This is a genomic window from Roseomonas mucosa ATCC BAA-692, assembly GCF_000622225.1.
GTDB classification, from domain to species: Bacteria; Pseudomonadota; Alphaproteobacteria; order Acetobacterales; family Acetobacteraceae; genus Roseomonas; species Roseomonas mucosa.
Genome location: NZ_KK211413.1, coordinates 67,315 through 91,732, shown reverse-complemented (window position 1 = coordinate 91,732; position 24,418 = coordinate 67,315). Strand labels below are relative to the sequence as shown.

At 68.8% G+C, this 24,418-nt stretch carries 22 protein-coding genes; 19 read left to right on the top strand and 3 right to left on the bottom strand.

Annotated elements, in window-relative coordinates; translation table 11 throughout:
• Positions 1-147: 147 nt before the first annotated feature.
• The 10 genes from BT98_RS0121940 (at position 148) to BT98_RS0121895 (ending at position 10,368) form a co-directional block, all read left to right on the top strand.
• Positions 148-2,538, top strand: a complete 2,391-nt coding sequence (locus BT98_RS0121940; RefSeq protein ID WP_019460575.1) for a heavy metal translocating P-type ATPase — start codon at positions 148-150, stop codon at positions 2,536-2,538.
• 85 nt (positions 2,539-2,623) lie between these two features.
• Positions 2,624-3,358: a response regulator gene (locus tag BT98_RS0121935; RefSeq protein ID WP_027297500.1), complete on the top strand. Its 735-nt coding sequence runs from the start codon at positions 2,624-2,626 to the stop codon at positions 3,356-3,358.
• Positions 3,346-4,704 (top strand): ATP-binding protein, encoded by a 1,359-nt coding sequence (locus BT98_RS0121930; RefSeq protein ID WP_019460573.1) that lies wholly within the window; start codon positions 3,346-3,348, stop codon positions 4,702-4,704. Before BT98_RS0121935 ends, BT98_RS0121930 begins: the two co-directional genes overlap by 13 nt.
• Before the next feature lie 125 nt (positions 4,705-4,829).
• Positions 4,830-5,216 carry a CopM family metallochaperone gene (copM, locus tag BT98_RS0121925; RefSeq protein ID WP_019460572.1) on the top strand — a complete coding sequence of 129 codons (387 nt, stop codon included), beginning with the start codon at positions 4,830-4,832 and terminating at the stop codon, positions 5,214-5,216.
• Positions 5,217-5,373: 157 nt separating this feature from the next.
• The gene (locus tag BT98_RS0121920) at positions 5,374-5,751 is read left to right on the top strand and encodes a copper resistance CopC family protein (RefSeq protein WP_019460571.1); all 378 of its coding nucleotides are present in this window, start codon (positions 5,374-5,376) and stop codon (positions 5,749-5,751) included.
• On the top strand, positions 5,748-6,638 hold the full coding sequence (locus tag BT98_RS0121915) for a CopD family protein (protein ID WP_019460570.1): 891 nt from the start codon (positions 5,748-5,750) through the stop codon (positions 6,636-6,638). Before BT98_RS0121920 ends, BT98_RS0121915 begins: the two co-directional genes overlap by 4 nt.
• Before the next feature lie 177 nt (positions 6,639-6,815).
• Entirely contained in the window at positions 6,816-7,088 is a 273-nt protein-coding gene (locus BT98_RS0121910) for a DUF2933 domain-containing protein (RefSeq protein ID WP_019460569.1), read from the top strand.
• 781 nt (positions 7,089-7,869) lie between these two features.
• Positions 7,870-8,202: a four-helix bundle copper-binding protein gene (locus tag BT98_RS0121905; protein WP_019460568.1), complete on the top strand. Its 333-nt coding sequence runs from the start codon at positions 7,870-7,872 to the stop codon at positions 8,200-8,202.
• A gap of 100 nt (positions 8,203-8,302) precedes the next feature.
• Positions 8,303-9,748: a calcium-binding protein gene (locus BT98_RS28495; protein WP_037252090.1), complete on the top strand. Its 1,446-nt coding sequence runs from the start codon at positions 8,303-8,305 to the stop codon at positions 9,746-9,748.
• Between the two features lie 134 nt (positions 9,749-9,882).
• Positions 9,883-10,368 (top strand): DUF305 domain-containing protein, encoded by a 486-nt coding sequence (locus BT98_RS0121895; RefSeq protein WP_019460566.1) that lies wholly within the window; start codon positions 9,883-9,885, stop codon positions 10,366-10,368.
• A gap of 182 nt (positions 10,369-10,550) precedes the next feature.
• On the opposite strand, the gene BT98_RS25675 is transcribed toward BT98_RS0121895, so the two are convergent.
• The gene (locus BT98_RS25675; protein ID WP_019460565.1) at positions 10,551-10,952 is read right to left on the bottom strand and encodes a hypothetical protein; all 402 of its coding nucleotides are present in this window, start codon (positions 10,950-10,952) and stop codon (positions 10,551-10,553) included.
• A gap of 621 nt (positions 10,953-11,573) precedes the next feature.
• Between BT98_RS25675 and BT98_RS26380 the strand changes: the two genes are divergently transcribed.
• Both BT98_RS26380 and BT98_RS0121875 read left to right on the top strand, forming a co-directional pair.
• Positions 11,574-13,211, top strand: coding sequence for an AAA family ATPase (locus BT98_RS26380; RefSeq protein WP_157223101.1), 1,638 nt, complete (start codon positions 11,574-11,576; stop codon positions 13,209-13,211).
• 519 nt (positions 13,212-13,730) lie between these two features.
• A complete protein-coding gene (locus tag BT98_RS0121875) occupies positions 13,731-14,150 on the top strand; it encodes a hypothetical protein (RefSeq protein WP_147292481.1) in 420 nt (139 codons plus the stop codon).
• 30 nt (positions 14,151-14,180) lie between these two features.
• Here BT98_RS0121875 and BT98_RS25670 read toward each other — a convergent pair whose 3' ends face one another.
• Complete coding sequence (locus BT98_RS25670; protein WP_019460561.1) at positions 14,181-14,435, bottom strand: hypothetical protein; 255 nt, start codon at positions 14,433-14,435, stop codon at positions 14,181-14,183.
• A gap of 475 nt (positions 14,436-14,910) precedes the next feature.
• Here BT98_RS25670 and hpnA point away from each other — a divergent pair, with 475 nt between their 5' ends.
• From hpnA to BT98_RS0121835, 7 genes are all read left to right on the top strand, one after another.
• Positions 14,911-15,918 carry a hopanoid-associated sugar epimerase gene (hpnA, locus tag BT98_RS0121865; protein WP_019460560.1) on the top strand — a complete coding sequence of 336 codons (1,008 nt, stop codon included), beginning with the start codon at positions 14,911-14,913 and terminating at the stop codon, positions 15,916-15,918.
• Positions 15,919-17,133, top strand: a complete 1,215-nt coding sequence (locus tag BT98_RS0121860) for a glycosyltransferase (RefSeq protein ID WP_019460559.1) — start codon at positions 15,919-15,921, stop codon at positions 17,131-17,133.
• On the top strand, positions 17,130-18,056 hold the full coding sequence (gene hpnC, locus BT98_RS0121855) for a squalene synthase HpnC (RefSeq protein ID WP_019460558.1): 927 nt from the start codon (positions 17,130-17,132) through the stop codon (positions 18,054-18,056). Before BT98_RS0121860 ends, hpnC begins: the two co-directional genes overlap by 4 nt.
• Before the next feature lie 16 nt (positions 18,057-18,072).
• The gene (hpnD, locus tag BT98_RS0121850; RefSeq protein ID WP_019460557.1) at positions 18,073-18,921 is read left to right on the top strand and encodes a presqualene diphosphate synthase HpnD; all 849 of its coding nucleotides are present in this window, start codon (positions 18,073-18,075) and stop codon (positions 18,919-18,921) included.
• Positions 18,918-20,204 (top strand): hydroxysqualene dehydroxylase HpnE, encoded by a 1,287-nt coding sequence (gene hpnE, locus BT98_RS0121845; protein ID WP_237719349.1) that lies wholly within the window; start codon positions 18,918-18,920, stop codon positions 20,202-20,204. Before hpnD ends, hpnE begins: the two co-directional genes overlap by 4 nt.
• Positions 20,205-20,216: 12 nt before the next feature.
• The gene (shc, locus tag BT98_RS0121840) at positions 20,217-22,247 is read left to right on the top strand and encodes a squalene--hopene cyclase (RefSeq protein WP_019460555.1); all 2,031 of its coding nucleotides are present in this window, start codon (positions 20,217-20,219) and stop codon (positions 22,245-22,247) included.
• Positions 22,248-22,314: 67 nt separating this feature from the next.
• Positions 22,315-22,962: a phosphorylase family protein gene (locus BT98_RS0121835; RefSeq protein ID WP_019460554.1), complete on the top strand. Its 648-nt coding sequence runs from the start codon at positions 22,315-22,317 to the stop codon at positions 22,960-22,962.
• Here BT98_RS0121835 and hpnH read toward each other — a convergent pair.
• Entirely contained in the window at positions 22,879-24,042 is a 1,164-nt protein-coding gene (gene hpnH, locus BT98_RS0121830) for an adenosyl-hopene transferase HpnH (RefSeq protein WP_019460553.1), read from the bottom strand. The two genes, BT98_RS0121835 and hpnH, sit on opposite strands and share 84 nt — an antisense overlap.
• Positions 24,043-24,418 lie beyond the last annotated feature (376 nt).

Sequence of the window (24,418 nt, the reverse complement as noted above, 5' to 3'; positions counted from 1 at the left end):
CGCGAGTGACCGCGCCACAGGTGGGGCTTGCCCCCGTGGGAAGGTCAAGGCGCTGGCCGAACCCTTGCGGCGCCTTGACCTTCCCACACTGGGAAACTCCATCTCAGCCCAATGGAACGGCCACGGCGGCCGTAGGGAGTGCCGCAGATGGACGAGCGTCATCACGATCACCACCATCACCATGGCCACCATCACGGCCATGATGTGCCACCGGCCGTGCACCCGGCCAACAACAACGCGCCCAAGGTCCGCGACCCCGTTTGCGGGATGGAGGTCGACCCGGCCAAGACGCCGCACCACGCACATCACGGCGGCGCCGCCTTCCATTTCTGCTCGGCGGGCTGCAAGTCAAAGTTCGAGACCGACCCCGACAGATATCTGAAGGCAGAGAAGGTGGCCGCGCTGACGGCGGCGGAGAAGGCCGCGATCTACACCTGCCCGATGCACCCAGAGGTCCGCCAGCAGGGCCCGGGCAACTGCCCAATCTGCGGCATGGCCCTGGAGCCGCTACAGGTTACCGCCGAGGCCGCGCCTAACGCGGAACTCGCCGACATGACGCGGCGGTTCTGGGTCGGCCTGGTCCTGACCCTTCCCATCCTTGTGCTGGAGATGGGTGCGCATATCCCGGGCCTCGACATCCACCACCTGGTGCCGTCCAGGGTCTCTGTGTGGCTCCAGTTCCTGCTCGGGACGCCCGTGGTGCTCTGGGCGGGTTGGCCGTTCTTTGTGCGCGGCTGGCAGTCGGTCGTGAACCGCAGCCTGAACATGTTCAGCCTGATCGCGCTCGGCACCGGCGCCGCCTATCTCTACAGCCTGGTCGCGACCTTCGCGCCCGGCGTCTTCCCCGAAGGGTTCCGCAGGATGGACGACACGGTCGCCGTCTACTTCGAGGCTGCGGCCGTCATCACCGTCCTGGTGCTGCTAGGCCAGGTGCTGGAACTGCGCGCCCGCGAGCAGACCGGCGGCGCCATCCGCGCCCTGCTCAACATGGCGCCCAAGACCGCGCGCCGCATCCGTGCGGACGGCTCGGACGAGGAGATTCCCTTGGCCGAGGTGCATGCGGGTGACCGGCTGCGCGTGCGGCCGGGCGAGAGCGTGCCGGTGGATGGCGAAGTGCTGGAGGGGAGCGGGGCCGTGGACGAGTCCATGGTGACCGGCGAATCCCTGCCGGTCGAGAAGCAGCCCGGCGCCAAGGTCATCGGTGGCACGGTGAACGGCACCGGCGCGCTGGTGATGCGGGCGGACAAGGTCGGCTCCGACACCATGCTGTCGCGCATCGTCGCCATGGTTGCCGAGGCGCAGCGCAGCCGGGCGCCCATCCAGCGCATGGCCGACACGGTGGCGGGCTGGTTCGTCCCCGCCGTCATGGCCATCGCGGTCATCGCCTTCGTCGCCTGGGCGGTCTGGGGTCCGTCGCCAGCGCTCTCCTACGGGCTGATCGCCGCTGTCTCCGTGCTCATCATCGCCTGCCCCTGCGCGCTCGGCCTGGCCACGCCCATGAGCATCATGGTCGGCGTCGGCAAGGGCGCGTCCGCAGGCGTGCTCATCAAGAACGCCGAGGCGCTAGAGCACATGGAGAAGGTCGACACGCTGGTGGTGGACAAGACCGGCACGCTGACGGAAGGCAAGCCGAAGGTCGTGGCCGTGGTTCCGGCTCCCGGCCTGACCGAGGCCGAGGTGCTGCCGTTGGCGGCCAGCCTGGAGCGGTCCAGTGAGCACCCACTGGCGGCGGCAGTCGTGGCCGCCGCCAAGGAGCGCGGCATCGCCTTCGGCGAGCCCGCCGACTTCGCCTCCGTTACCGGCAAGGGCGTGACCGGCATCGTAAGCGGGCGCCGGGTGGCGCTGGGCAACGCGCGGCTGATGCAGGAGCTCGGGGTGGACCTGGGTGGTCTCGCCGCCAAGGCCGACGAACTCCGGCGCGAGGGCGGCACGGCGCTGTTCCTGGCGGTGGACGGAGGCCCGGGCGGCGTCATCGCGGTCGCCGATCCAGTCAAGCAGAGCACCCCCGCAGCGCTGGAGAGCCTGCGCGCCAGCGGCATCCACATCGTCATGCTGACCGGCGACAACCGCACGACGGCGGAAGCGGTGGCCCGCAGGCTCGGCATCGATGAGTTCCAGGGCGACGTGCTGCCCGAGGACAAACACCGCATCGTCCGGGAGCTCCGGGCCCAGGGGAAGGTTGTCGCCATGGCGGGCGACGGGGTGAATGATGCCCCGGCGCTGGCCGAAGCCGATGTCGGCATCGCCATGGGCACCGGCACGGACGTTGCCATGCAGAGCGCGGGTGTGACGTTGGTGAAGGGCGACCTCGCGGGCATCGCGCGGGCCCGGACACTGAGCCGAGCGACGATGAGGAATATCAGGCAGAACCTGTTCTTTGCCTTCGTCTACAACGCGGCTGGGGTGCCCTTGGCGGCGGGTGTGCTCTACCCGGTGTTGGGCCTGTTGCTCAGCCCCATCGTCGCGGCCCTGGCCATGGCGCTGAGCTCCGTCTCGGTGATCGGCAACGCGCTGCGCCTGCGGACCACGCGCATCTGACGGGCGTGGTCGAGGGGAACGCAAATTGACCGACCGCTCCACCACCGACGGTTTCCGGGGCACGTCGCCCGCGGACCTGCCTCCTATGTCCGGCGAGGGGCGGCACGTCCTGGTCGTCGAGGACGACGAGGATCTCCGCAAGCTCCTGCTCTCCCTGCTGCGCCGGAACGGGTTCCGGGCCACCGGCGCCCGGGACGGTGTCGAGATGCGGCGCCTCCTGGCGGCGGCGCCGGTGAACCTCGTCCTGCTCGATGTGATGCTGCCCGGCCAGTCGGGATTCGAACTCTGCCGCGACCTCCGCGCCGAGGGGCGGGTGCCGGTGATCATTCTCACTGCTTTGGCCGAGACCTCGGACCGGGTCATTGGACTGGAACTGGGTGCCGACGACTTCGTCGTGAAGCCAGCCGATCCCCGCGAACTGGTGGCCCGCATCCGCGCTGTTTTGCGCCGGGTCGAAGACCAGGAGGGCTCCCCGGGTGCGCTGGGGCATGAGGTGGCGCGCTTTGCCGTGTGGTCCCTGCACACCAGGCGGCGCGAACTGCTCCGGCCGGACGGGGTGGCCGTCGAACTGACGAGCGGCGAGTACGACCTCCTGCTCGCCTTCGTCGAGCGGCCGCAGCGGATCCTGACGCGCGACCAACTCCTGGACCTCGCCCGGAACCGCCCTTACGGCGGGCTGGACCGCTCCATGGACGTGCAGATCAGCCGGTTACGCGCCAAGCTGGGTCCTCGTCCGCACGAGGATGGTGAGCCGGGCCTGATCAAGACCGTGCGGGGCATCGGCTACCTGCTATCGAGCCCCGTGGAATGGTCGGCGTGAGGCGCTTCATCCCGCAGTCCCTGGCCGCCCGCACGCTCGCGGCACTGACGGTCGGCTTCGCGGTTCTCTTCGCGGCCATGATCGGGGTGCACGACATCCTCCTCCGCCAAGCGGTGGAGCGCGGGACCGAGGAACTGCTGGCCCACCGCCTCGCGACACTGATGGACGCCGTGGGCGCCGCGCCCGAGGCGGACCGCGACCACGTGGCGCACGCCCTTTCCCGGGTGGACCTGAGCGTGCACTGGCGGCGCGACCCGGCGCCCACGCCCGAACACCCTCTTCCGGGTGAGTGGGGCACTCTGGCAGCCCGCACCCTGGCCTTGTCGGGCCTCGCCACCGAGGTGCGGGTCCGCCCCGGGCGCCACGACGCGACATCGGACCGGATCGTCGACATCGCTGCCATGGCGCGCCTCCAGGATGGATCCTGGCTCGACGTGGAGATCGCCTCCCTCAACGTCCTGTCCGCCGACAGGAGTGCGCTGCACCTCTATGCGGCCGCCATCGGCCTGGCGCTGCTGGTGGCCGTAGGCGTCGCCGCGCGCTCGGTCTCGGCGCCGGTTGCCGCCCTGGCAAGGACCGTCTCCGGCATGGACATCGAGCGCGCGGCGCCGCTCCTGGCAGCCTCCGGCCCCCGCGAGGTGAGGCAGTTGGCCGAGGCGCTGAACGACATGGCCGCCAGGACGCGCGACGCGTTCCGGCAGCGGACGCTGGCCCTGGGCGCGCTGTCGCACGACCTAATGTCGCCGATCGCCCGCCTGCGCCTGCGCGCCGAGGAGATGCCCGACGAGGTCCGGGAGCCGGTTCGGCGCGACCTTGCGGAGATGGAGACCATGGTCTCAGACGTGCTCGCCTACCTGCGCGGGGGGCATGCTGGTGAGGCCGTCCAGCCGCTGGCGTTCACCGCGCTCCTCCGCACCGTCGTGGACGAGTTCGCCGAGGCGGGCACCCCCGTCCGGGAGGGGCGCATGGACGAGGAGGCGGTTGCATCGGTGCGGCGCGTCGCTGTGAAGCGGGCCGTGACCAACCTGGTGGCCAATGCCGCGCGCCATGGGCGCGATCCCTGGGTGGAGGTTGAGGCCCACGCCGACGACGTGCTGGTGCGGGTCGGCGACCACGGTCCCGGCATTCCGCCGGAGGATCTGCCAAGGGTTACCGAGCCGTTCTTCCGCGGCGACCGCACGCGTGCGGCGGGCGGCGGGAGCGGCCTCGGCCTCTCGACCGCGCGCGCCATTGTCGAGGCCCACGGCGGCGGGCTAGCCATCGAGAGCGCCGCGGGACGCGGGACGGTGGTGACGGTGCGGTTCCCTCGTGGAACTGTCGGCGTGGGCTGCAATAAAGCGTTGTAATTGGCCGACGATCCCGACGTCCGCAGCGATCGTTAAAGCAGGCGTCGAGAACGATGTTCACCGGCCGTGTCACGCGCGGTCGGTCTCGGGGCATCGCGTCCGACCAGAGCAAAGGACCGAAGCCGATGACGATCGACCGCCGCGCAGCCCATTCGGCCGCCCTGGCTATCATTGCGGCCCCGCTCCTGTGGGCTGCGCCCTCGCTGGCGCAGGGCGCCAGTCAATCCGCGACCGGCCAGGGTGCGGCCGCCCAAGGCGCCACAGCCGGGTACCACGCCGCCATGGAAAAGATGAACCGGGAGATGGCGGCCGAGGCCCCCTCTGGTAACGCCGACCGGGACTTCGCGAGCATGATGGCCAAGCACCATCAAGCCGCCATCGACATGGCTCGCGTGGAACTCGAGCATGGCCGCGACCCCGAGATGCGGAAGATGGCCGAGGAGGTCATCCAGAAGCAGCAGCAGGAGATCAGCCACCTGCGGACTTGGCTGTCCCGGCAGCCCGCGAGGTGAGGTCGTCCATGTTCGCCGTGTTCCCGACGTGGGTAGCAGCCCAGCAGCAATAAAATGGTGGGAAAACGCCGCTGCGGGGTGTCCACTGCCTGCTTATTGAGGGGGTCGGATGATCGCCGGGGCGGCAGGCCGCGGCGAGCGCTGACAGGAGATTTCCATGCTTTCTCGCTCCACCTTCCTCCGCCACGGCATCCTCGCCGCCGCCCTCGGCGTCCTGGTTCCCGGCGCCGCCTCCGCGCACGCGATGATGCACTCGTCCGACCCGGCCGACGGCGCAACGCTGAACGCGTCCCCCCGCACGCTCAGCCTGGCCTTCACCGAAGACTGCCGCGTGACCGCGTTGCGCCTGCTCGACGAGGGCGGCCGGGAGCACCAGGTGCGTCGCGAAGGTGGCCGGGCTGCGTCCAGCCAGGTGACGGCAACGCTGGTGGCTCCCCTGCGTCCCGGCGCCTATCGGCTCGAGTGGCGCGCGATGGGCGACGACGGCCACGTCATGAGCGGGGCGGTGCGGTTTGCGGTGAACGCGGCCCGGTGATCCTCGAACTGCTTGGGCCTGAGCCGGACCTGCTGCGCGCCCTCTCCGTGGCGCTGCGCTTCGCCTACTACGTGTCGTGCCTCGGTGCGGCTGGCCTTGCCATCTTCGCCATGGGCTTCGGGCGCCTACAGGACGCCGGTGACGTCGCCGCATGCCGCCGCCTGACCCTGGTCATGGTGGCGGCGGGATTGGGCTCGAGCCTTGCTTGGCTAGCGGCCCAGGTCGCCCTGGCGTCGGATGGCGATCCGTTCGACGCCGAGATCTGGGAGATGATGCTGGGTTCGCGTCCCGGCATGTCCGTGCTGGTCACCTGGGCGGGCCTGCTGGCCGTGGCGCTGGCGACCCGGATTGGACGCGCGGCCTGGCCGCTCGGGGCCGCTGGCGTGCTCGCGGTCGCCGCAAGCTTCACGGCGGTCGGCCATACGACGCAGCACCAGCCACGGTGGCTGCTGGCCACGGCGCTGGTGGTGCACCTGCTTGCGGCGGCCTTCTGGGCGGGCAGCCTGTGGCCCCTCCTGATCGCCTCCAAGCGAGCGGGCCCGGGGGCCGTCACCGTGGTCGAGGAGTGGGCGCGGGCAGCCTCCTGGGTCGTCGGTGGTCTTATCCTGGCCGGTGTGACGCTGGCGTGGCTGTTGGTCGGACAACTGGACCTGCTGGTGACCACCGCCTACGGCTGGGCCCTGCTCGTCAAGGTCGCGCTGGTCGGCGCCTTATTGGGTTTCGCCGCCTGGCACCGCTTCCGACTGACTCCAGCCCTGGCTGCCGGGGCACCGGGCTCCGGCGCCCGCCTCGCAGCTTCGATCGGCTGGGAAATCGTTGTGATGGTGCTGGTCTTCTGGGCCGTTGCCGAGATGACGTCGACCAGCCCGCGCCCCGAGGGCGTGTAGCCAGCCGCGTGCCAACGCGGAGCGCTGGCCATGTCGGCGCGGCGCTCCGTGCGTGAACCACCTGTCCGCTGGACCCAGCCGGGCGTCGACGCGGAAGGCTCCCCGGTGCCTTGTCCCAGATCAAGGCGCGGGCACGGACCGGAGGGCAATGATCCGGATGTGGGAAGGAGATCCAAGATGCATGACCATGCTGATTCCTCTTGGTGGCGCAGCCGGACCGGCATCGCCGTCATCGGGTTCGCCTTGATCGCCGCGTTCTATGTCCTGCGGGAGCACTACGCGCACGTCCTCGGCGTGCTGCCGTACCTGCTCCTGCTGGCCTGCCCCCTGATGCATCTGTTCATGCACCACGGCCACGGCGGGCATGCCGGTCACGGGGAGGCGCGCGACGACGTCAGGCCGGGAGTGGAGCGCGGTGGGAGTTCCTCGTTCGGCCCTGGCCGCGGCTGACGGCGATCGTACAGGATCCTCGGCAGCCGCAGGCGTCTTGCCAGGTCAACGCAACCCGGCCGTGGCTCCGGCGGCCACTCTGACGCCCTGGTGGCCCAGGTCGGGACGGCGTGTCCCGGATCGCCGCCTTGTGCGGCTGGAAGCGCAACCCGGCCTGGATTGACGCCTTACTGGGGTACCAGTGGAGCGGACGAACCGATGCGCCTGACGGCGAGCGCAATCCAAGCTGTAGTTGTTCTGGCGCTCACCCTGTGCGTGTCCCTGCTTGCCGTGCCCGCTTCGGCCCATCGTGGTGCCCCCATGGCGTCCGCCGTCCCGGTCGCCATGCAGGCCTCCGTCCATGCGGGCCGTCCGGCACCCGCGTCCCAGGCCATGCGCTCATCCGGCCCCGCCATGAAGGGCCGAGGGACTGGGAAGAAGTGCTGCCCGAACTGCGGTGACGACGGCATGCGGCCCGGGTGCTGCACCCTCGGGCATTGCGGGAGCGGCGCCGCGCTGCTGCCGACGACGAGACTTCAGGCCGCGCTCCTGGTCAGCCGTGGCGGCTTCTTCGCCACGCCCACGGCGGCGGTCGTGGGCATCACGCCGGACCTTCCCTCTCCACCACCCCGATAGGGCGCACCAAGCCGTCCGCGGAGCCAATGGCCCGCGGATGGCGGAGCGTGGCCTTACCGCTGCCGAGAGGGCGCGGGACCAAGCCAGCGCTCCACCTGGACCGGCCGTCGGCCCGGCGCACGGGTCGGCGAGCCTTCCCTCATGGAAGCCCTTACGGAGAAGAGAAATGCATCAGATGACCCCCGCCATGCAGGCCTGCATCGAGGAATGCCTGCGCTGCCACTCCACCTGCCTCGGCATGGCCATGAACCACTGCCTCGAGGCGGGCGGCAAGCACGTAGAGCCGCAGCACTTCAGGCTCATGATGGCTTGCGCCACCATCTGCCAGACCTCCGCCAACATGATGCTGATCGGCACGCCCCACCATAAGCACACCTGCGCCGAATGCGCCGAGATCTGCGAGGAGTGCGCCAAAAGCTGCGAGGCCGTGGGTGGCATGGAGGACTGCGTCGCGCAGTGTCGCAAGTGTGCCGCGTCCTGCCGCGAGATGAGCGCCTGACGCCGAGACAGGGACCGGGCATCGGGCCTGGTCCTTGTCGCCTCAACCGGAAGCACAAGCGCTTCCCGAGCGGGTCAACACGTTCTGACGGAGCTTCGGCATGACTTGGGGCCAGCACCACGACAACCTTCTCGCGAGCCTCGCAAACCGTGGGGCGGACAGCCTGCACGGCGCATTGGGCGGGCTTCACTTCAATTTCACGGCCGGTGACCACGTTCATAACGTCACCTTCGGCGGTGAGAACCCCGACACCTTGGGCGGCACTGACGGCGCCGAGTTCACCTGGGGCCTGGGCGGCGACGACCGCATCGGCGGGGGCGGCATGGACGACGTCCTCCATGGCGGTGCGGTCGCCGACCTCGTCTCCGGCAACATGGGCGACGACGAGGTCGAGGGTGGCGACGGCAATGACACCCTGTACGGCGGCGCGGGCGCCGACACGGTGCGGGGTGGCGCCGGGAATGACTACCTCGACGAGGGCGAGGGCCACAGCACCGTCGACGGCGGCATGGGCGACGACACCCTGGTCGGCGGCGGCGGCCCGGATGCCTTCATGATCGGCCGGACGAGCGGCCACGACGTCATCAAGGACTTCACCGCCGGTCCCGGCATGTTCGACCACCTGGCGGTCATGGACGGCCTCCAGTGGACGGATTTGGCCTTTGCCGACACCGCGGACGGGGTACAGGTCAGTTGGGAGGGCGGATCCGTCCTGCTGGAAGGTGTGTCCAAGGCGGCTCTGGCGCAGGACGACTTCATGTTTGGCGACGCGGCCGAACTGCCGCCTGGCTTGCGGGAACCCGTGGGCCCATCCGACGAGGCGCCGACGCCCAGCGTCGCCGGGCCCAACATCGTTGGCGAGCCGCAAGCGGGCGCGGTGTTCGATGTTCTAGCCGACCACCTGTTCAACGGCCGCACCCTAAGCTTCAACATCGAGGGGAACGCCATCCTCCGCGGCACCGACGGTGACGACGCCCTGGCCGGGTCGTCGGAATCGGACACGGTCTTCGGGCTGGCCGGGGACGACCATCTCCAGGGCGGCGACGGCATGGACCGCCTGATGGGCGAGGCTGGCGACGACAGGCTCTCAGGCGGGGCGGAATCCGACGAGCTCATGGGCGGCGACGGGGACGACTACCTCGACGAGGGCGCCGCGCACGGCATGCTGAACGGCGGCATGGGCGACGACACCCTGGTCGGCGGCACCGGCGCTGACGCCTTCATGGTGTCGATGGACAGCGGCCACGACGTGGTCCTGGACTTCGAAGCGACCGGCGATGCCCAGGGCGCCTTCGACCACATCGCCTTCATGGAGGGTATCCAGCCCGCGGATGTCGTGGTCCGGGACACCGCCGAGGGCGCCCTGGTCGGCTGGGGCATGGAGGCGGACGGCACCTTCGCGGGGTCCATTCTCCTCGAGGGCGTCGGCAAGGACGACCTGCGGCAGAGCGACTTCATGTTCGCCGAGGTGCCAGGTTTCGTGGAGGGCATCAGCGACATCGGCTCCTGGTACGTCTTCCCGGAGAGCGGCGGCCCGATCGCCTGAGCCTGACGAACGTCCAATCGGACGGGTTCCCCACATGGCCGATGCCTGCGGGCGTCGGCCACCCCTCAACCGATTCCTGATGCCGAGGCTTGCCGGGACTGAAGATGCCCGGCCTTTCAGAGAGACACTCTGCCATGAGCTATACGCGCTTCGGCCTGATGATCCTGACCTCGACCGTGATCATGTTCGGCCTGATGTACCTGAACACCTACGCCTTGGACCACGTCTTCTACAGCCAGACCCGGACTTGGATGGCACTCGTCATGGGAGCGACCATGGCGGTCATCATGCTGCTGTTCATGTTGGGCATGTATCGCAACCGGACCGCCAACATGGCCATCCTCGGCGCCAGCGTCCTGGTGTTCGCGGGGGCGCTGTGGCTGGTCAGAAGCCAGCAGACGGTGGGCGACGTGGCCTACATGAAGGCGATGATCCCGCACCATTCCATCGCCATCATGACTAGCGAGCGCGCCCGCATCCGGGATCCTCGCGTTCGGCAACTGGCCGACAGCATCATCGAGGCCCAGGTGCGGGAGATCGGCGAGATGAAGCAGTTGATTGCCGAATTGGAAGCTAATCCTCCCGCCTCGTCCTCACCGGTGCTCCAGCCAGCGCAGTAAGCCGCATGGCCGGTCACTCCGGAGGCTTGGCCAGGGCCGAAGATGGCAGCGGCTTCCCGCTTCGTCTCTTACCTGGAAGTGCATCCAGGTGGCCAAGTTGGCTGAGCGGCTAGGCTAGGAGCTCGGGGCGCAATCAGCGGAATGTACTCATCTGAAGGGACGCGTAGCGGCCGTCCATGCGCTCAAGGGAAACCCTCTCCCTCGCTCCAGCCCCGCACGAGGCTCAAGACTCGATCACGCATCTCGCCACCCTGTAGTAGCGCCTCCCTGGGTGTCAGGCCGTCGAGGGTGTCATCAGGGGTGATTAAAAACTCGGATGTCACCCACGGGCCGGAGACTTCGAGGCCCTCCACCACCCTCGCGAGGTAGGGGATTGTTTCCGTCCCGGCGAACTGCGCGCGCGGGTAGGCCCATTCGTCGCCGTGTTGGATAGCCAGGAGAGCTCGCTCCCGGCGCCGCTTGTCGACTTCCTGAAGGGTGACGCCCAGAAGATGTCCGACATCCTCTGCCGACAGGCTGCCCCCGGCACGCATCTCCAGCGCGGACTCGTAGTCCGTCGTTTCCTGCGGCTGGCTATGGCTCATCGTGCGGATCTCCCGGCGAGCGAGGCACTATTGTCTGCCAAGGTGCTCAGCATCGCCAGATTATTTCTCTTCGCGCAGGCGCGATTCAGCGCTTGCAAGCCTCTGAATCTGCATCCTGTTTTGGCCATCTCCCCTACGAATCGCGCTGAACTCACTTCCTATGTTCCCTACAGTTCGCGCCTTGCAACGAGCCTGTGGCAGGTTCCATGCACCCCGGTGAGCCTGCCCACCTCATCACATCGACAGCGGTCTCCACGAATCGCATTTCGTCGTTGACGGCCTACATCGTTCTACATACGTTCTCTCCATGACGGACCGCGCCGACATCTCGGCCTTTGATGCCGCTGCCAGGAGCCTGACCCAGGCTTGGTGGGCGATCCGTCCTCTGGACACCTTGCGAATACGAACAGGGCGGATGGCGCAGGCCTGAGGCGTTAGCGGACTGCCGCTGACCGTGTGAGGCCTGGCTCTTCCGTTCCCCCCACCTCCCGCGCCTCGGTGCGGGAGGTGGGTAAACGCCACTCGAACGCAGGGCTTCACCCCCATGACTATCATGCTGCGCGTCGGGCTGTCCGGTGCCAGGAGATGTGCGCCTCACTACCAGGCGGCGGAGGTGCTCTCATGAGCCGTTCCGGGCAGGTCTCAAACACGCGCCGAGTTATCGACGTCGTCACCGCACGTCGCGATCACCTGAACCACATCTCTGCCGAGGCTTCTGCCGGGAAGCGTGTGCCCTCGCTTCCCGAGGTCCTGGATGGCTGTGCGCTGTTTCGAGATGATGTACACCAAGATGCCGGGCATTTTGCTGCACGCGCAGTCGAGTTCCTGGACCCTCAGGACCTCGCTACCCACGCATTGATCCTGGCTCTTAGCGACCTGACCGAGAAGCCAGTGGTCAAAGACTACATCACGGCAGCCGAAGCCATCGAGGGCTTCCTGGCCCAACGCAGACTGCCCTCCCTGGCACAGATGCATGGGGATATCCGCTGTTATCTCTATGCCGCCCTGTCGGGGCATGCCGCGTCAATCCACAAGGTCGCGGCCTTCGCGGTCGCCCGTGCCTATGAGCCCGGCATCGAGCAGCATGAGGCTATCCATCGTGCCAGGTCAGCCGTCGGCTGGCTGCTGGCAGCGACCGGGCAGATCGAGTTGCCCGAACGTTGGTCCCGAAATGGGGCGACGGTGTTCCTGGAGGCCGCACTCGCTGGCCCCGGCGAGCAGATGATGGCCAAGATGTTGGCTAACCGCTCAGGAAAATCCGGCTCATCACCTACTGCTGACCAGGCACCTGCCCGGACGAAGTCTCAATCTAGCTTGGCCACGCAGTTCATGAAGGAGGATGAGACACCCGCGCCTGACGAGACTGGCGCCTGTGGTACGGGCACTGACGCACGGTGCCAATCGGACATCGTGTTCATGGAGATCGGTAATCTGTCTACCGCGGCTGGGCAGCGGGTTTTCAAGGAGTTCAAGGACCTCCTGAACCTGCGGCTTCCTCTGGAGCCAGTGTCTGACCTGGCAGAGGTACGGCGATCGCTCCATGCAGAATTCCCGCATGCAGCGGCCGTCACGGAGGTTATCCTCGGCGAACTCGTCGGCAGGCCATATGTTGCGCTGCGGCCAACTCTGCTGGTCGGACCGCCCGGCTGCGGGAAGACGACCTACGCCCTGCGGCTGGCCACGCTCCTGAACCTGCCATCGCAGATCTATGGCTGCGGCGGAGTGGCCGATGCAGCCTTCGCGGGTACCGCCCGCCGATGGAGCACCGGCGGTCCCTCCTCTCCAGCAAGCCTCATGCGGGATTATCGACATGCCTCACCTGCCGTCATCCTGGACGAGGTAGACAAGGCGGGCACAGCCAAGGTCAACGGGAGCCTTCTCGATGCCCTTTTGTCGATGCTGGAGCCGCGAACAGCCAGGTGCTGGCGTGATCCTTATCTCGAGGCGCCGGTCAACCTGGCCCATGTGATCTGGTTCGCCACGGCTAACGGACTGGACGATGTGCCAGTCGCGCTGCGGGACCGCTTTCTGGCCCTTTCCTTCCCGAAGCCGAGGTCCGAACACCTCGCTTCCCTAGCTGGTCGCATCCTGGAGAGCCTGACCATTGAGCGCGGCCTGGACCGCCGGTGGGCTTTGCCGCTTGATGGTGTCGAGTTCGCCGCTCTGGAAGCTGCGTGGCAGGGCGGTTCCCTGCGGCGCCTGACCCGGCTGGTCGGTACTGTGCTCGCTACCCGGGAGCGCCCTCATGTCTACCATTGATGGGACCACAGCGGTCGCGGGCTCAGGCCGCCAGGCATTACTGCACGCATGCAAGGACAAGAGGTTCGCGATGACGCCGGAACGGCCGCCTGAAGAACCGTTATGTCCAGCGATCAGGGACTGGACCGCTGGTGCGGGCGCACCGGCCACCCAGGACGATGACAAGGAATTCTGGGCAGGCGGAGGCGGTCGGCGGGGGGACTCAGCGGTGCCTGCGGTGCTTCACTGCCGTCCGGGTGACGCGGTTGACGGGTCCGGATTCGTGGTCCACAAATCCTTCGCGGGCGGCCTGGAAAGCCTTGAAGGCCTAGAGCGTGGTCGGCTGATCAGGGAATCCAGGTTCCCCAGCCAATTTCCTCATCATAGCTTTGATCTGGTTCGCACCACCGGTCTCGACCAGCCCCTGGACCATGGCGCACCATCATGCCCGATCCCTGGACTTCACACCCATCAGTTCCGGGCGTGTTTTCGCATGAGGTTTTTGTTCCCTATTTGTTCTTTTTTCGCTAACCTTCGCCCATGGCCCACGAATCCTCCCCTCCCCCTACGACGCTCGATCTCCTCGCCGCTCGCGAGGCTGCCCGGCAATACGAGGAGTTGCGGCGAACAGGGCATTCCGAAGGCGAATCATGGGCAGTCGCCACCGCCATCTTCGGCGCGGCGCACCAGAACTGGGCAGCGGACATGGTGCAGCGGGAAATGCGCCGGCTGATCAAGCCCCTGGCGGCGCTGCAGGCTACCCGGCGTGAGGAGCGGGTCGAACGTTGCGGGACGGGCCAGCCGGACCGGAAGCTCCTGCCGCGCCCGCTTCTGCTGCGCCTGGCAAAGCCGGCCCTGCCGGATGAGATGGCGGAAGCGGAATCCGGGGAAGATCCGCTTCGGGCCATGGTGCCGCTGTATTCGCCAGGGTGGCGGGACAGGTTGCGCCCTTTCGGCTGATCCCCGCCGCGCCGCTCGGATGAGGCTTCCTCAGCCCTCGCGCTGCGCGGCGACTTCCAACACGCGCTGGATGCGCTGGGCTTCGGCCATATGCGCCATGGCACGGGCGATGTGCTGTGCCTTGATGGCCCGCATCGGGGAAACCAGCGCCGCGTCGATGGCAGCGGAAGCCTGGCGGAGATCCTCGTCGATGGAGGCCAGCAAGGCGGGGTCCTCGGTCACGTGTGGGGGGAGGATGTCCTGGCCGGCGAGCCGTCCGACCCAGTTCATGTCCATGGCGAGCAAACCTTCTGTTCCATGTTCGGGCATCAGTTCCGCATGAAAAGCGTTCAGGAAGGGTGAACACTGCGAGCATCGATGCGCCTTGTGAGATGTCTCATAACACGAGATAAATCTTCACAATAGATAAAACTTCCTGTGATCGCCGGAAGATTGCACAAACTCCGGTTTTCATAACGATCTGGCCCGCTTCCGGTACTTTCTCCATCGGACGGCCTGGCATGGTCCGGAAGCACAAGCATGTCGTGCGCGATGCACGCGTCCCGCCATTCCATGGCCTATTTGCCTGTTTTTCCGCCATAATCGCGCCAGGGCCATTTTCATACCCCGCTCATTTGGGCTAACTTGCGCCGGCTTTCCGCCCCGTATCCGGCCAGCCGGCGGGAAGCCCGGGCAGTTCTGGCCCGCCGCAGCACAGGCCGATCCGGAGCTCCCCGAATCGATGGAACAGGCTGGCGATCGGACGGATCAGCCGTCCCCGGTGCCCCTTCGCCCCGGCGACAAGGTCCTGGTCACGGGCGCATCCGGCTTTCTCGGCTCCGCCGTGGCGCGCAGCCTTCTGGCCCGCGGGCTGGAGGTGCGCGCCCTCATCCGTCCCACCAGCCCACGCAGCAACCTGTCGGGCCTGGGCTTCGAGGTGGTGCAGGGTGACCTCACCGATGCCGCATCCCTCGCCGCCGCGCTCAAGGGGATGCGCTACCTCTTCCACGTGGCAGCGGATTACCGGCTCTGGGCGCCCGATCCCTCGGTGATGACGCGCGCCAATGTGGAGGGCACGCGCAACCTGATGCGCGCCGCGCTGAAGGAAGGCGTGGAGCGCATCGTCCATACCAGCAGCGTGGCCACGCTTCGGATCGCCGGGGCCACCGGCCCGGTGGACGAGACCTCCCCTGCCGCGCCGCAAGAGGCGATCGGCGTCTACAAGCGATCCAAGACCTGGGCCGAGAGGGTGGTCGAGGAGATGGTGGCGAAGGAGAATCTCCCCGCTGTCATCGTGAACCCCTCCACCCCGATCGGGCCGCGCGACATCCGCCCGACACCCACGGGGCGCATGATCCTGGATGCGGCGCGCGGCAAGATGCCCGCCTTCGTCGATACGGGGCTGAACTTCGCGCATGTGGACGACATCGCCGCCGGGCACCTGCTGGCCTTCGAGCGCGGGCGGATCGGCGAACGCTATATCCTGGGCGGCGAGAACGTGTCGCTGAAGGAACTCCTTTCGGTGATCGCCGGGCTGACCGGGCGCAAGCCGCCCCGGATCAGCCTGCCGCGCGGCCCGCTCTACCCCCTCGCCTACGGCTTCGAGGCGGTGGCGCGGATCACCGGCAAGGAGCCGCTGCTGACCGTGGATGGCCTGCGCATGTCGCGCTACCGGATGTTCTTCTCCTCCGCCAAGGCGGAACGGGAGCTGGGCTACAGCGCCCGCCCGTACCAGCAGGGCGTGGCCGATGCCCTGGCCTGGTTTCGCGAGGCAGGCTACCTGCACTGAATGCTTCTCACCCTGCTTGCACTCGTGCCCGTGGCGATCTGGCTCGTCATGCTGCTGGCACGCGGCGGCTTCTGGCTGGCCCGCGACCGCGACGATCGGGACGAGGCCCCCGACCCCGCCTCCTGGCCCGCCGTCACCGCCGTGGTCCCCGCCCGCAACGAGGCCGATGTCATCGCCCGCTCGGTCGGCAGCCTGCTGGCGCAGCGCTATCCCGGCCCCTTCCGCGTCATCCTGGTGGATGACGGCAGCACCGACGGCACGGCCGAGGCGGCACGCGCCATCCCCGGTGCCGAGGAGCGGCTGGAGGTTCTGCCCGGCATCCCGCTGCCGCAGGGCTGGACCGGCAAGCTCTGGGCCGTGCGCCAGGGCGTGGCCCATGCCTGCGCCGGGACTGGCGAGGCGCCGCCGGAATACCTGCTGCTGACCGATGCCGATATCGGCCATACGCCGACCAACCTGCGCGCCCTGGTGGCGCGGGCGGAGCGCGACCGCTGCGCCCTGGTCTCGCTGATGGCGGAGCTTTCCTGCGCCAATGCGGCGGAACGCTTCCTGATCCCCGCTTTCGTCTTCTTCTTCCAGATGCTCTATCCCTCCCGCTGGGTCTCCGACGACCGCAACCCGATGGCCGCCGCCGCCGGGGGCTGCATGCTGGTCCGCCGCACGGCGCTGGAGGCCGCCGGGGGCATCGACTCCATCCGGCACGAGATCATCGACGACTGCGCCCTGGGCCGCCGGCTCAAGGCGCAGGGGCCGATCCGCCTCAGCCTGACCTACCGCGCCGCCAGCCTGCGCCCCTATCGCAGCGTGGCCGAGATCGGTCGGATGGTGTCCCGCTCCGCCTATGCGCAGCTCGGCTATTCGCCCTGGCTCCTGGCCGGGACGGTGCTGGGGATGGTTGTGACCTACATGCTGCCGGTGCTGCTGGCGCTTTTCGCGGGCGGCTGGGCGCAGTTCCTGGGCTTCCTGGCCTGGGGGCTGATGGCCCTGGCCTTCCATCCGATGCTCCGCTTCTACCGGCTGTCCCCGCCGGGCGCGGTGCTCTGGGGCCTGGCCCTGCCTGCCATCGGCCTCGCCTACACGGTCTTCACGCTGCGTTCCGCGCTCGATGTCCGGCGTGGCCGGGGCGGCATGTGGAAGGGCCGCGCCCAGGCGCAGATGGAAACGGCCGGCCAGGGTTCCGGCACCGGCACAAGCACCGGAGGAGCCCGGCCATGACCCAGGCCGCCGATCTCGCTTCCGGCAAGGGCTCGGGGGACGAGAACTTCCCCGTCGCCTCGCATCTCGTCAGCGCCCGGCACCGTCCGGCCATCCTGGCCTTCTACCGCTTCGCCCGGATCGCCGACGACGTGGCCGACCATCCCACCGCCGCCCCGGCGGAGAAGCTGGAGCAGCTCGCCCGCATGGAGCGCGGGCTGCGGGGCGAGGCAGGCGCCAATCCTGAGGGCGAGGCGCTGCACCGGGTGCTGCGCGAGCGCGGGCTGGACGAGCAGCACCCGCTGGACCTGCTGGAAGCCTTTCGCCGCGATGTGACCCGGCTCCGCTACGCGGACTGGGCGGAGCTGATGGACTATTGCCGCTATTCCGCCTCGCCGGTCGGACGCTTCGTGCTGGACGTGCATGGTGAGAGCCGGGCCCTCTGGCCGCGCAACGACGCCCTGTGCAGCGCCCTGCAGATGATCAACCACCTGCAGGACTGCGCCAAGGACCGCCGGAACCTGGACCGGGTCTACCTGCCGCGGGACCTGCTGGAACGCGCCGGGATCGGGGTGGAGGCGCTGGACGCTCCTGCCGCCAGCCCCGCCCTGCGTGGCGTGATCGCCACGCTGGCGGAGAAAACCGCCGGATTGCTGGACGCCTCACGCGCTTTTTCGACACAGATCCAGGATCTGCGTCTCTCTGTGGAAGTAGGAGTGATCCAGAAACTGGCGGAAAGCCTGACGATTCGGCTGCTCCGGCGCGATCCCCTGGCGGAGCGCGTGCATCACCGGCGTGCCGAGGCCCTGGGCCTCGCCCTGCTGGGAGCGGCCGGAACGCTGGGCACCCGCTGGGGCTGGCCCTCCCGGAGAGGCACACGGCTGGCTATGGCATCACCCGATGGGGCCGGCGGAACGGAGAAGGAGGCGCGACGGCGGGAATGACGAGGTGACAGCCGCCGTGAGCACAACCGCCGACCTGGCCGCGCTGGAGCGGCAGGTTTCCGGCAGTTCCTTCTATGCCGCCATGCGCCTGCTGCCGAAGCCGGAACGGGCGGGCATGTTCGCCATCTACGCCTTCTGCCGGCAGGTGGACGACATCGCCGACGACGGCACGCGCCCCCGCCCCTCCCGCGCTGCGGAGCTGGAGGATTGGCGGCGCGACCTCGCCGCCCTCTTCGCCGGCCGGCCGGCCGGGCGCGCGGCCTTCCTGCACGGGACGGTGCGCCGCTACGGGCTGCGGCTAGAGGATTTCCTGGCTGTCGTCGAAGGCATGGCGATGGATGTCGCGGGCGATATCCGCGCCCCGGACCGCGCCACCCTGAACCTCTACTGCGACCGCGTGGCCTGTGCGGTGGGGCGCCTGTCCTGCCGCGTCTTCGGCATGGAGGAAGCGCCCGGCCTCGCCCTGTCGCACAGCCTCGGCATGGCGCTGCAGCTGACCAACATCCTGCGCGACCTGGATGAGGACGCCGCGATCGGGCGGCTCTACCTGCCGCGCGAGGAGCTGGCCGCCGCCGGCATTCCGGCCAGCCTCATGGACGACCCGGCGGCGGTGATCGCCGAGCCGCGTGTGGACATCGCCTGCCATGCCCTCGCCCACGAGGCCCAGGCCCATTTCGCCGGGGCGGAACGGGTCATGCGGGCCCGGCCCCGTGGCCGGCTGATGGCGCCGCGCCTGATGGGGGCGGTGTACCGCCGCATCCTGGACAGGATGCTGGCCCAGGGCTGGCGCGCGCCGCGCCGGAGGGTGCGGATCGGCAAGCCGCGCCTGCTCTGGATCGTGGCGCGGCACGGGCTGTTCGGATGAGCGAACCGGGCATGACAGGTCGGGCGCGGGACCATCTAGGACGGGCCCATGTGGTGGGGGCCGGGATGGCCGGGCTCTCGGCGGCGGTGGCGCTGGCCGGGCGGGGCCTGCCGGTGGAGTTGTCGGAATCGGCCGCGCAGGCCGGGGGGCGTTGCCGCTCCTATCGCGACAGCCAGCTCGGCCTGGTGATCGACAACGGCAACCATCTCATCCTGTCCGGCAATGAATCCGTGACCCGCTATCTCGCCGCCATCGGGGCGGAGGACCGGCTGGCCGGGCCGGAAACGGCCGATTTCGCCTTCACCGACCTGCGCGACGGGGATTCCTGGCGGCTGCGGCCGAATGACGGTCCCCTGCCCTGGTGGATCCTCAGCCCCTCCCGCCGCGTGCCCGGCACCGGGGCGGCGGGCTACCTCGCCCTTGGCAAGCTGCTGCGCCCGCATCCCGGCAAGCGGATCGACGAGGTGCTGGACTGCTCCGGCCCGCTCTGGGAACGCCTGCTCCAGCCCTTCCTGGTCGCCGCCCTGAACACCCGCCCGCAGGAAGGCTCGGCCGACCTCGCCGGCGCCGTGGTGCGGGACAGCCTGGCCCGGGGCGGTGGCGCCTGCCGCCCGCGCATCGCCGAGCCGACCCTGGCCGCCGCCTTCGTGGACCCGGCCCTGGCGCATCTGGGCCGCCAGGGCACCGGAATCCGCCTGTCCCGCCGGCTGCGCGGGCTGGAATTCGAGGGCGAGCGCGTCTCCGCCCTGGCCTTCGCCGATGGCCTCGTGCCGGTCGGGCGGGACGAGGCCGTGGTGCTGGCCGTGCCGCCCTGGGTGGCCACGGAACTGGTGCCGGGGCTGGAGGCGCCGGACGATTTCCGCGCCATCCTGAACGCGCATTTCCGCCTCGCCCCGCCGGAAGGCGCGGAGCCGATGATCGGCGTGGTCGGCGGCACGGCAGAATGGATCTTCGCCTTCCACGACCGCTTCTCCGTCACCATCAGCAATGCCGATGCGCTGCTGGACGCCGATCCGGAGGCGCTGGCCCGGCGCATCTGGGGCGACATCGTGCGCGTGCATGGACTTACCGATGCCCTTCCCCCCTGGCGCATCGTGAAGGAGAAGCGCGCCACCTTCGCCGCCACGCCCGCGCAGGACGCAAGGCGGCCATCCACCCACACCCGCTGGACGAACCTGTTCCTGGCAGGCGATTGGACCGATACCGGACTTCCTTCCACCATCGAGGGCGCCTTGCGCTCCGGAGAGAGGGCTGCCGCTCTGGCCCTCTCCATCATGAACTGAGGCTGCTGCGAAATGTTCGACGCACCGGCTGGTGTACCGCAGGACAACACCGACGACATCGCTTCCCTGGCTTCGCACCCTGCGGCCCCGCATCCCGCGGCTGGGGAACCGGTCAGCGCGGCCACGCTCGATGCGATGGTCGGGCGTGCCGCGCAGGCACTCAAGGAGATGCAGCGCGAGGACGGGCACTGGGTCTTCGAGCTGGAGGCCGACGCCACCATCCCCGCCGAGTACGTCCTGCTGCGCCATCATCTGGCGGAGCCGGAGGACCTGGAGCTGGAGCGGCGCATCGGCAACTACCTGCGCCGCATCCAGGGCGATCATGGCGGCTGGCCGCTGTTTCATGGCGGCGCCTTCGACATCAGCGCGACGGTGAAGGCCTATTTCTGCCTGAAGATGATCGGCGACAGCCCCGACGCGCCGCACATGGCGCGGGCGCGCGAGGCTCTGCTGGCCCGTGGCGGCGCGGGCGCCGCCAATGTCTTCACCCGCATCCTGCTCGCCATGTACGGCGAGATCTCCTGGAGCCGCGTGCCCTCCATGCCGGTGGAGATGGTGCTGCTGCCGCGCTGGTTCCCGATCCACCTGAGCAAGATGGCCTACTGGGCGCGCACGGTGATCGTGCCGCTGCTGGTGCTGCAGGCGAAGAAGGCCCGCGCCCGCAACCCGCGCGGCATCCATATCCCCGAGCTCTTCCTGCCCCGCGACCGCATGCGGCTGCGGCGGGCGAAGACGCATCGGAAGCCGGGCTGGGCGCTGTTCTTCAACAGCCTCGACCTCGGCCTCAAGGCCGCCGAGCCGCTCTGGCCCAAGGGCTCGCGCCAGCGCGCCATCGACTGGTGCGTGAACTTCGTGCGCGAGCGGCTGAACGGCGAGGACGGGCTGGGCGCGATCTATCCGGCCATGGCCAACAGCGTGATGATGTACGACGTGCTCGGCTATCCGGAGGATCATCCGGACCGCGCCATCGCCCGTGCCTCGGTCGAGAAGCTGCTGATCGTCGGCGAGGACGAGGCCTATTGCCAGCCCTGCGTCTCCCCGGTCTGGGACACCGCGCTGACCTGCCACGCGCTGATGGAGGCGGGCGAGCTGGACCATGCCGAGGCGGTGGAGAAGGGCCTGGCTTGGCTGAAGCCGCTGCAGGAGCTGGAGGTGCGCGGCGACTGGGCCGAGATCCGCCCCGACGTGCGCCCCGGCGGCTGGGCCTTCCAGTACCGCAACGCGCACTACCCCGATCTCGACGATACGGCCGTGGTGGTGATGGCGATGGACCGCGCCCGCCGCAGGCTGGACCCGGGCGAGGATTTCGACGAAGCCATCGCGCGCGGCGCGGAATGGACCATCGGGCTGCAAAGCCGCAACGGCGGCTGGGGCGCTTTCGACGCCGACAACAGCTACCATTACCTGAACAACGTCCCTTTCGCCGATCACGGCGCGCTGCTCGACCCGCCGACCGTGGATGTCAGCGCGCGCTGCGTGGCGATGCTGGCACAGCTCGGCGAGACCGAGGCGAACCCACGGATGCGCGCCGCGCTGGACTATATCGTGCGCGAGCAGGAGGCCGACGGAAGCTGGTTCGGCCGCTGGGGCGTCAACTACATCTACGGCACCTGGTCGGCTCTGTGCGGGCTGAACGCGGCGGGCTGGACATCCGAGCATCCGACCGTGTGGCGCGGTGCGCAATGGCTGCTGCGCATCCAGAACGAGGATGGCGGCTGGGGCGAGGACTGCGAAAGCTACAAGCTCGACTACCGCGGCTATGAGAAGGCGCCGTCCAACCCTTGCCAGACCGCCTGGGCGCTGCTCGGGCTGATGGCGGCGGGCCATGTGGACGATCCCGCCGTGGCGCGCGGCGTCGCCTACCTCAAGTCGCAGCAGGACGAGACGGGGCTGTGGAACCAGGAGGCCTATACGGGCGGCGGCTTCCCGCGCGTCTTCTACCTCCGCTACCACGGCTATGCGCGCTTCTTTCCGCTCTGGGCCGTGGCGCGCTACCGCAACCTGCGCAAGGGCAACGCGACCCAGCCTTCCTGGGGCCTCTGAGCCACCCGTGACCTCGATCCCCCCTATACTCCTCGCCGCGACGGGCTTGCGGCGGGAAGCCCGGATCGTGTCCGGTCCCGGTGTCCTCACCGTCTCCGGCGGCGGCGACGCCACGCGGCTGGAGGCGGAGCTGGAGCGGCTGGCACCCCAGGTGCGCGGCATCCTGAGCACCGGCCTGGCCGGCGCCCTCGCCCCGGGGCTGGAACCGGGCGACTGGGTGGTGGCCGGCGCGGTGCTCGACGGCCACAGCCGCATCCCCACCCATCCGGAATGGACGGAATGGCTGCTGCACTACCTGCCTGGCGCCATGCCAGGGCTGGTGGCGGGGTCGGAGGAGATGGTCACCGGCGCGCGCTGGAAGGCCCAACTGCGCAAGGCCTCTGGCGCCGTGGCGGTGGACATGGAATCGCATATCGCGGGGCGTGTGGCACAGCGGCATGGGCTGCCTTTCGCCGTGGCTCGCGCGATCTCGGATTCCGCGAAGCGCAACCTGCCCCCGGCCGCGATGCTGGGCATGCGGCCGGACGGGCGCATGGCGCCGCTCGCCGTGCTGGGTTCGGTGCTGCGCGACCCGCTTCAGATCCCGGCGCTGCTGCGCACCGGGATCGAGGCGGAGAAGGCGTTCCGCGCTCTACTCCGCGGCAATCGTCGCCTGGGCGCCGGGCTTGGTGCTCCCGCCGTGCTTGGCGCTCTTCGTACGGCGGATCTCCACTAGCTTCTTCTCCACATGGCCGGAGAAGACGAACTGCGCCGGACGCTGGTTCTCGATCGAGATATCGGGCGCCATCGGCCCGTCCGTCCGCACGCCGCGCAGGAAGACCATCGCCGCCTTCACCGGGTTCTGCACCGTGTGCTTCACCGCCGAGGCCTCGAAGCCTGAATGGACCATGCAGTCGGCGCACTTCTCGTAGTTGCCGACGCCGTACTTGTCCCACTCCGTGTCGTCCATCAGCTCCCGGAAGGTCTTCGCATAGCCTTCGCCGAGCAGGTAGCAGGGCTTCTGCCAGCCGAAGACCGTGCGCGTCGGGTTGCCCCAGGGCGTGCAGGCATAGGCCTCGTTGCCGGCCAGGAAGTTCAGGAACATGGTGGACTGGCTGAAGGGCCACTTCTTGCCGCCCTTGCCCCGCGCCAGGATGCCGCGGAACAGCTCCTTGGTCTTGGTGCGGTTCAGGAAGTGCTGCTGGTCCGGCGCGCGCTCATAGGCATAGCCCGGGGAGACGGTGATGCCGTCCAGTCCGATCGCCTTCATGTCGTCGAAGAAGTCGGCGGTCTGCTGCGGGTCGGCGTCGTTGAACAGCGTGCAGTTGATGCTGACGCGGAAGCCCTTGCTCTTCGCGAGCCTGATGGCCGCGACAGCCTTGTCATAGACGCCCGCCTGGCAGACCGACTTGTCGTGCATCGCCTCGTTGCCATCCAGGTGGATGGACCAGGTGAAGGCGGGATGCGGCTTGTAGTCGTCGATCTTCTTTTCCAGCAGAAGTGCGTTCGTGCAGAGGATCACGAACTTCTTCCTCGCCAGATAGCCCTCGACGATCTTCGGCATCTCCTTGTGCAGCAGCGGCTCGCCGCCCGCGATCGAGACGACGGGGGCGCCGCATTCGTCGATCGCCTCCATGCACTCGTCGTAGGAGAGACGCTGGTTCAGGATCTCCGACGGATAGTCGATCTTGCCGCAGCCCGCGCAGGCGAGGTTGCAACGGAACAGGGGCTCCAGCATGAGCACGAGCGGATAGCGCTTCCGCCCCGAAAGGTGCTGCCCGAAAATATAGGACCCGATCCGGGCCGCCTGCAGCATGGGAATGCCCAAAGCCGCGCTCCTTGCTGTCTCTCACGGCCGCCGCGTCGGGCGGCCAGGTTCCATCTCAACATGCCGCCGGGCACCCGGCCCGGACGGATCTCCCGGCAGACCAAGCCGTTCGGGCGATCCATCCTGGGCCATCCTCCTCCGGAACGGCTTCCGGCACGATCCGGCGGGCAGCTCCGGGCCCGGTCGCCCGGACCCGTTCACGGCCAGGATTCGCGAGCTTCCTCCGTCTCCTAGCACGCATGGCCGGACCGCACGCCCGCACAGGCCGCACATCGGCCCTGCCCTCCGCACCAAGGCCGAGTTCCGGGGTTCGAGACCGTACCGGTCGGGTTCATCCTTCCTGATTGGAGCCGCAAGTGCAGGG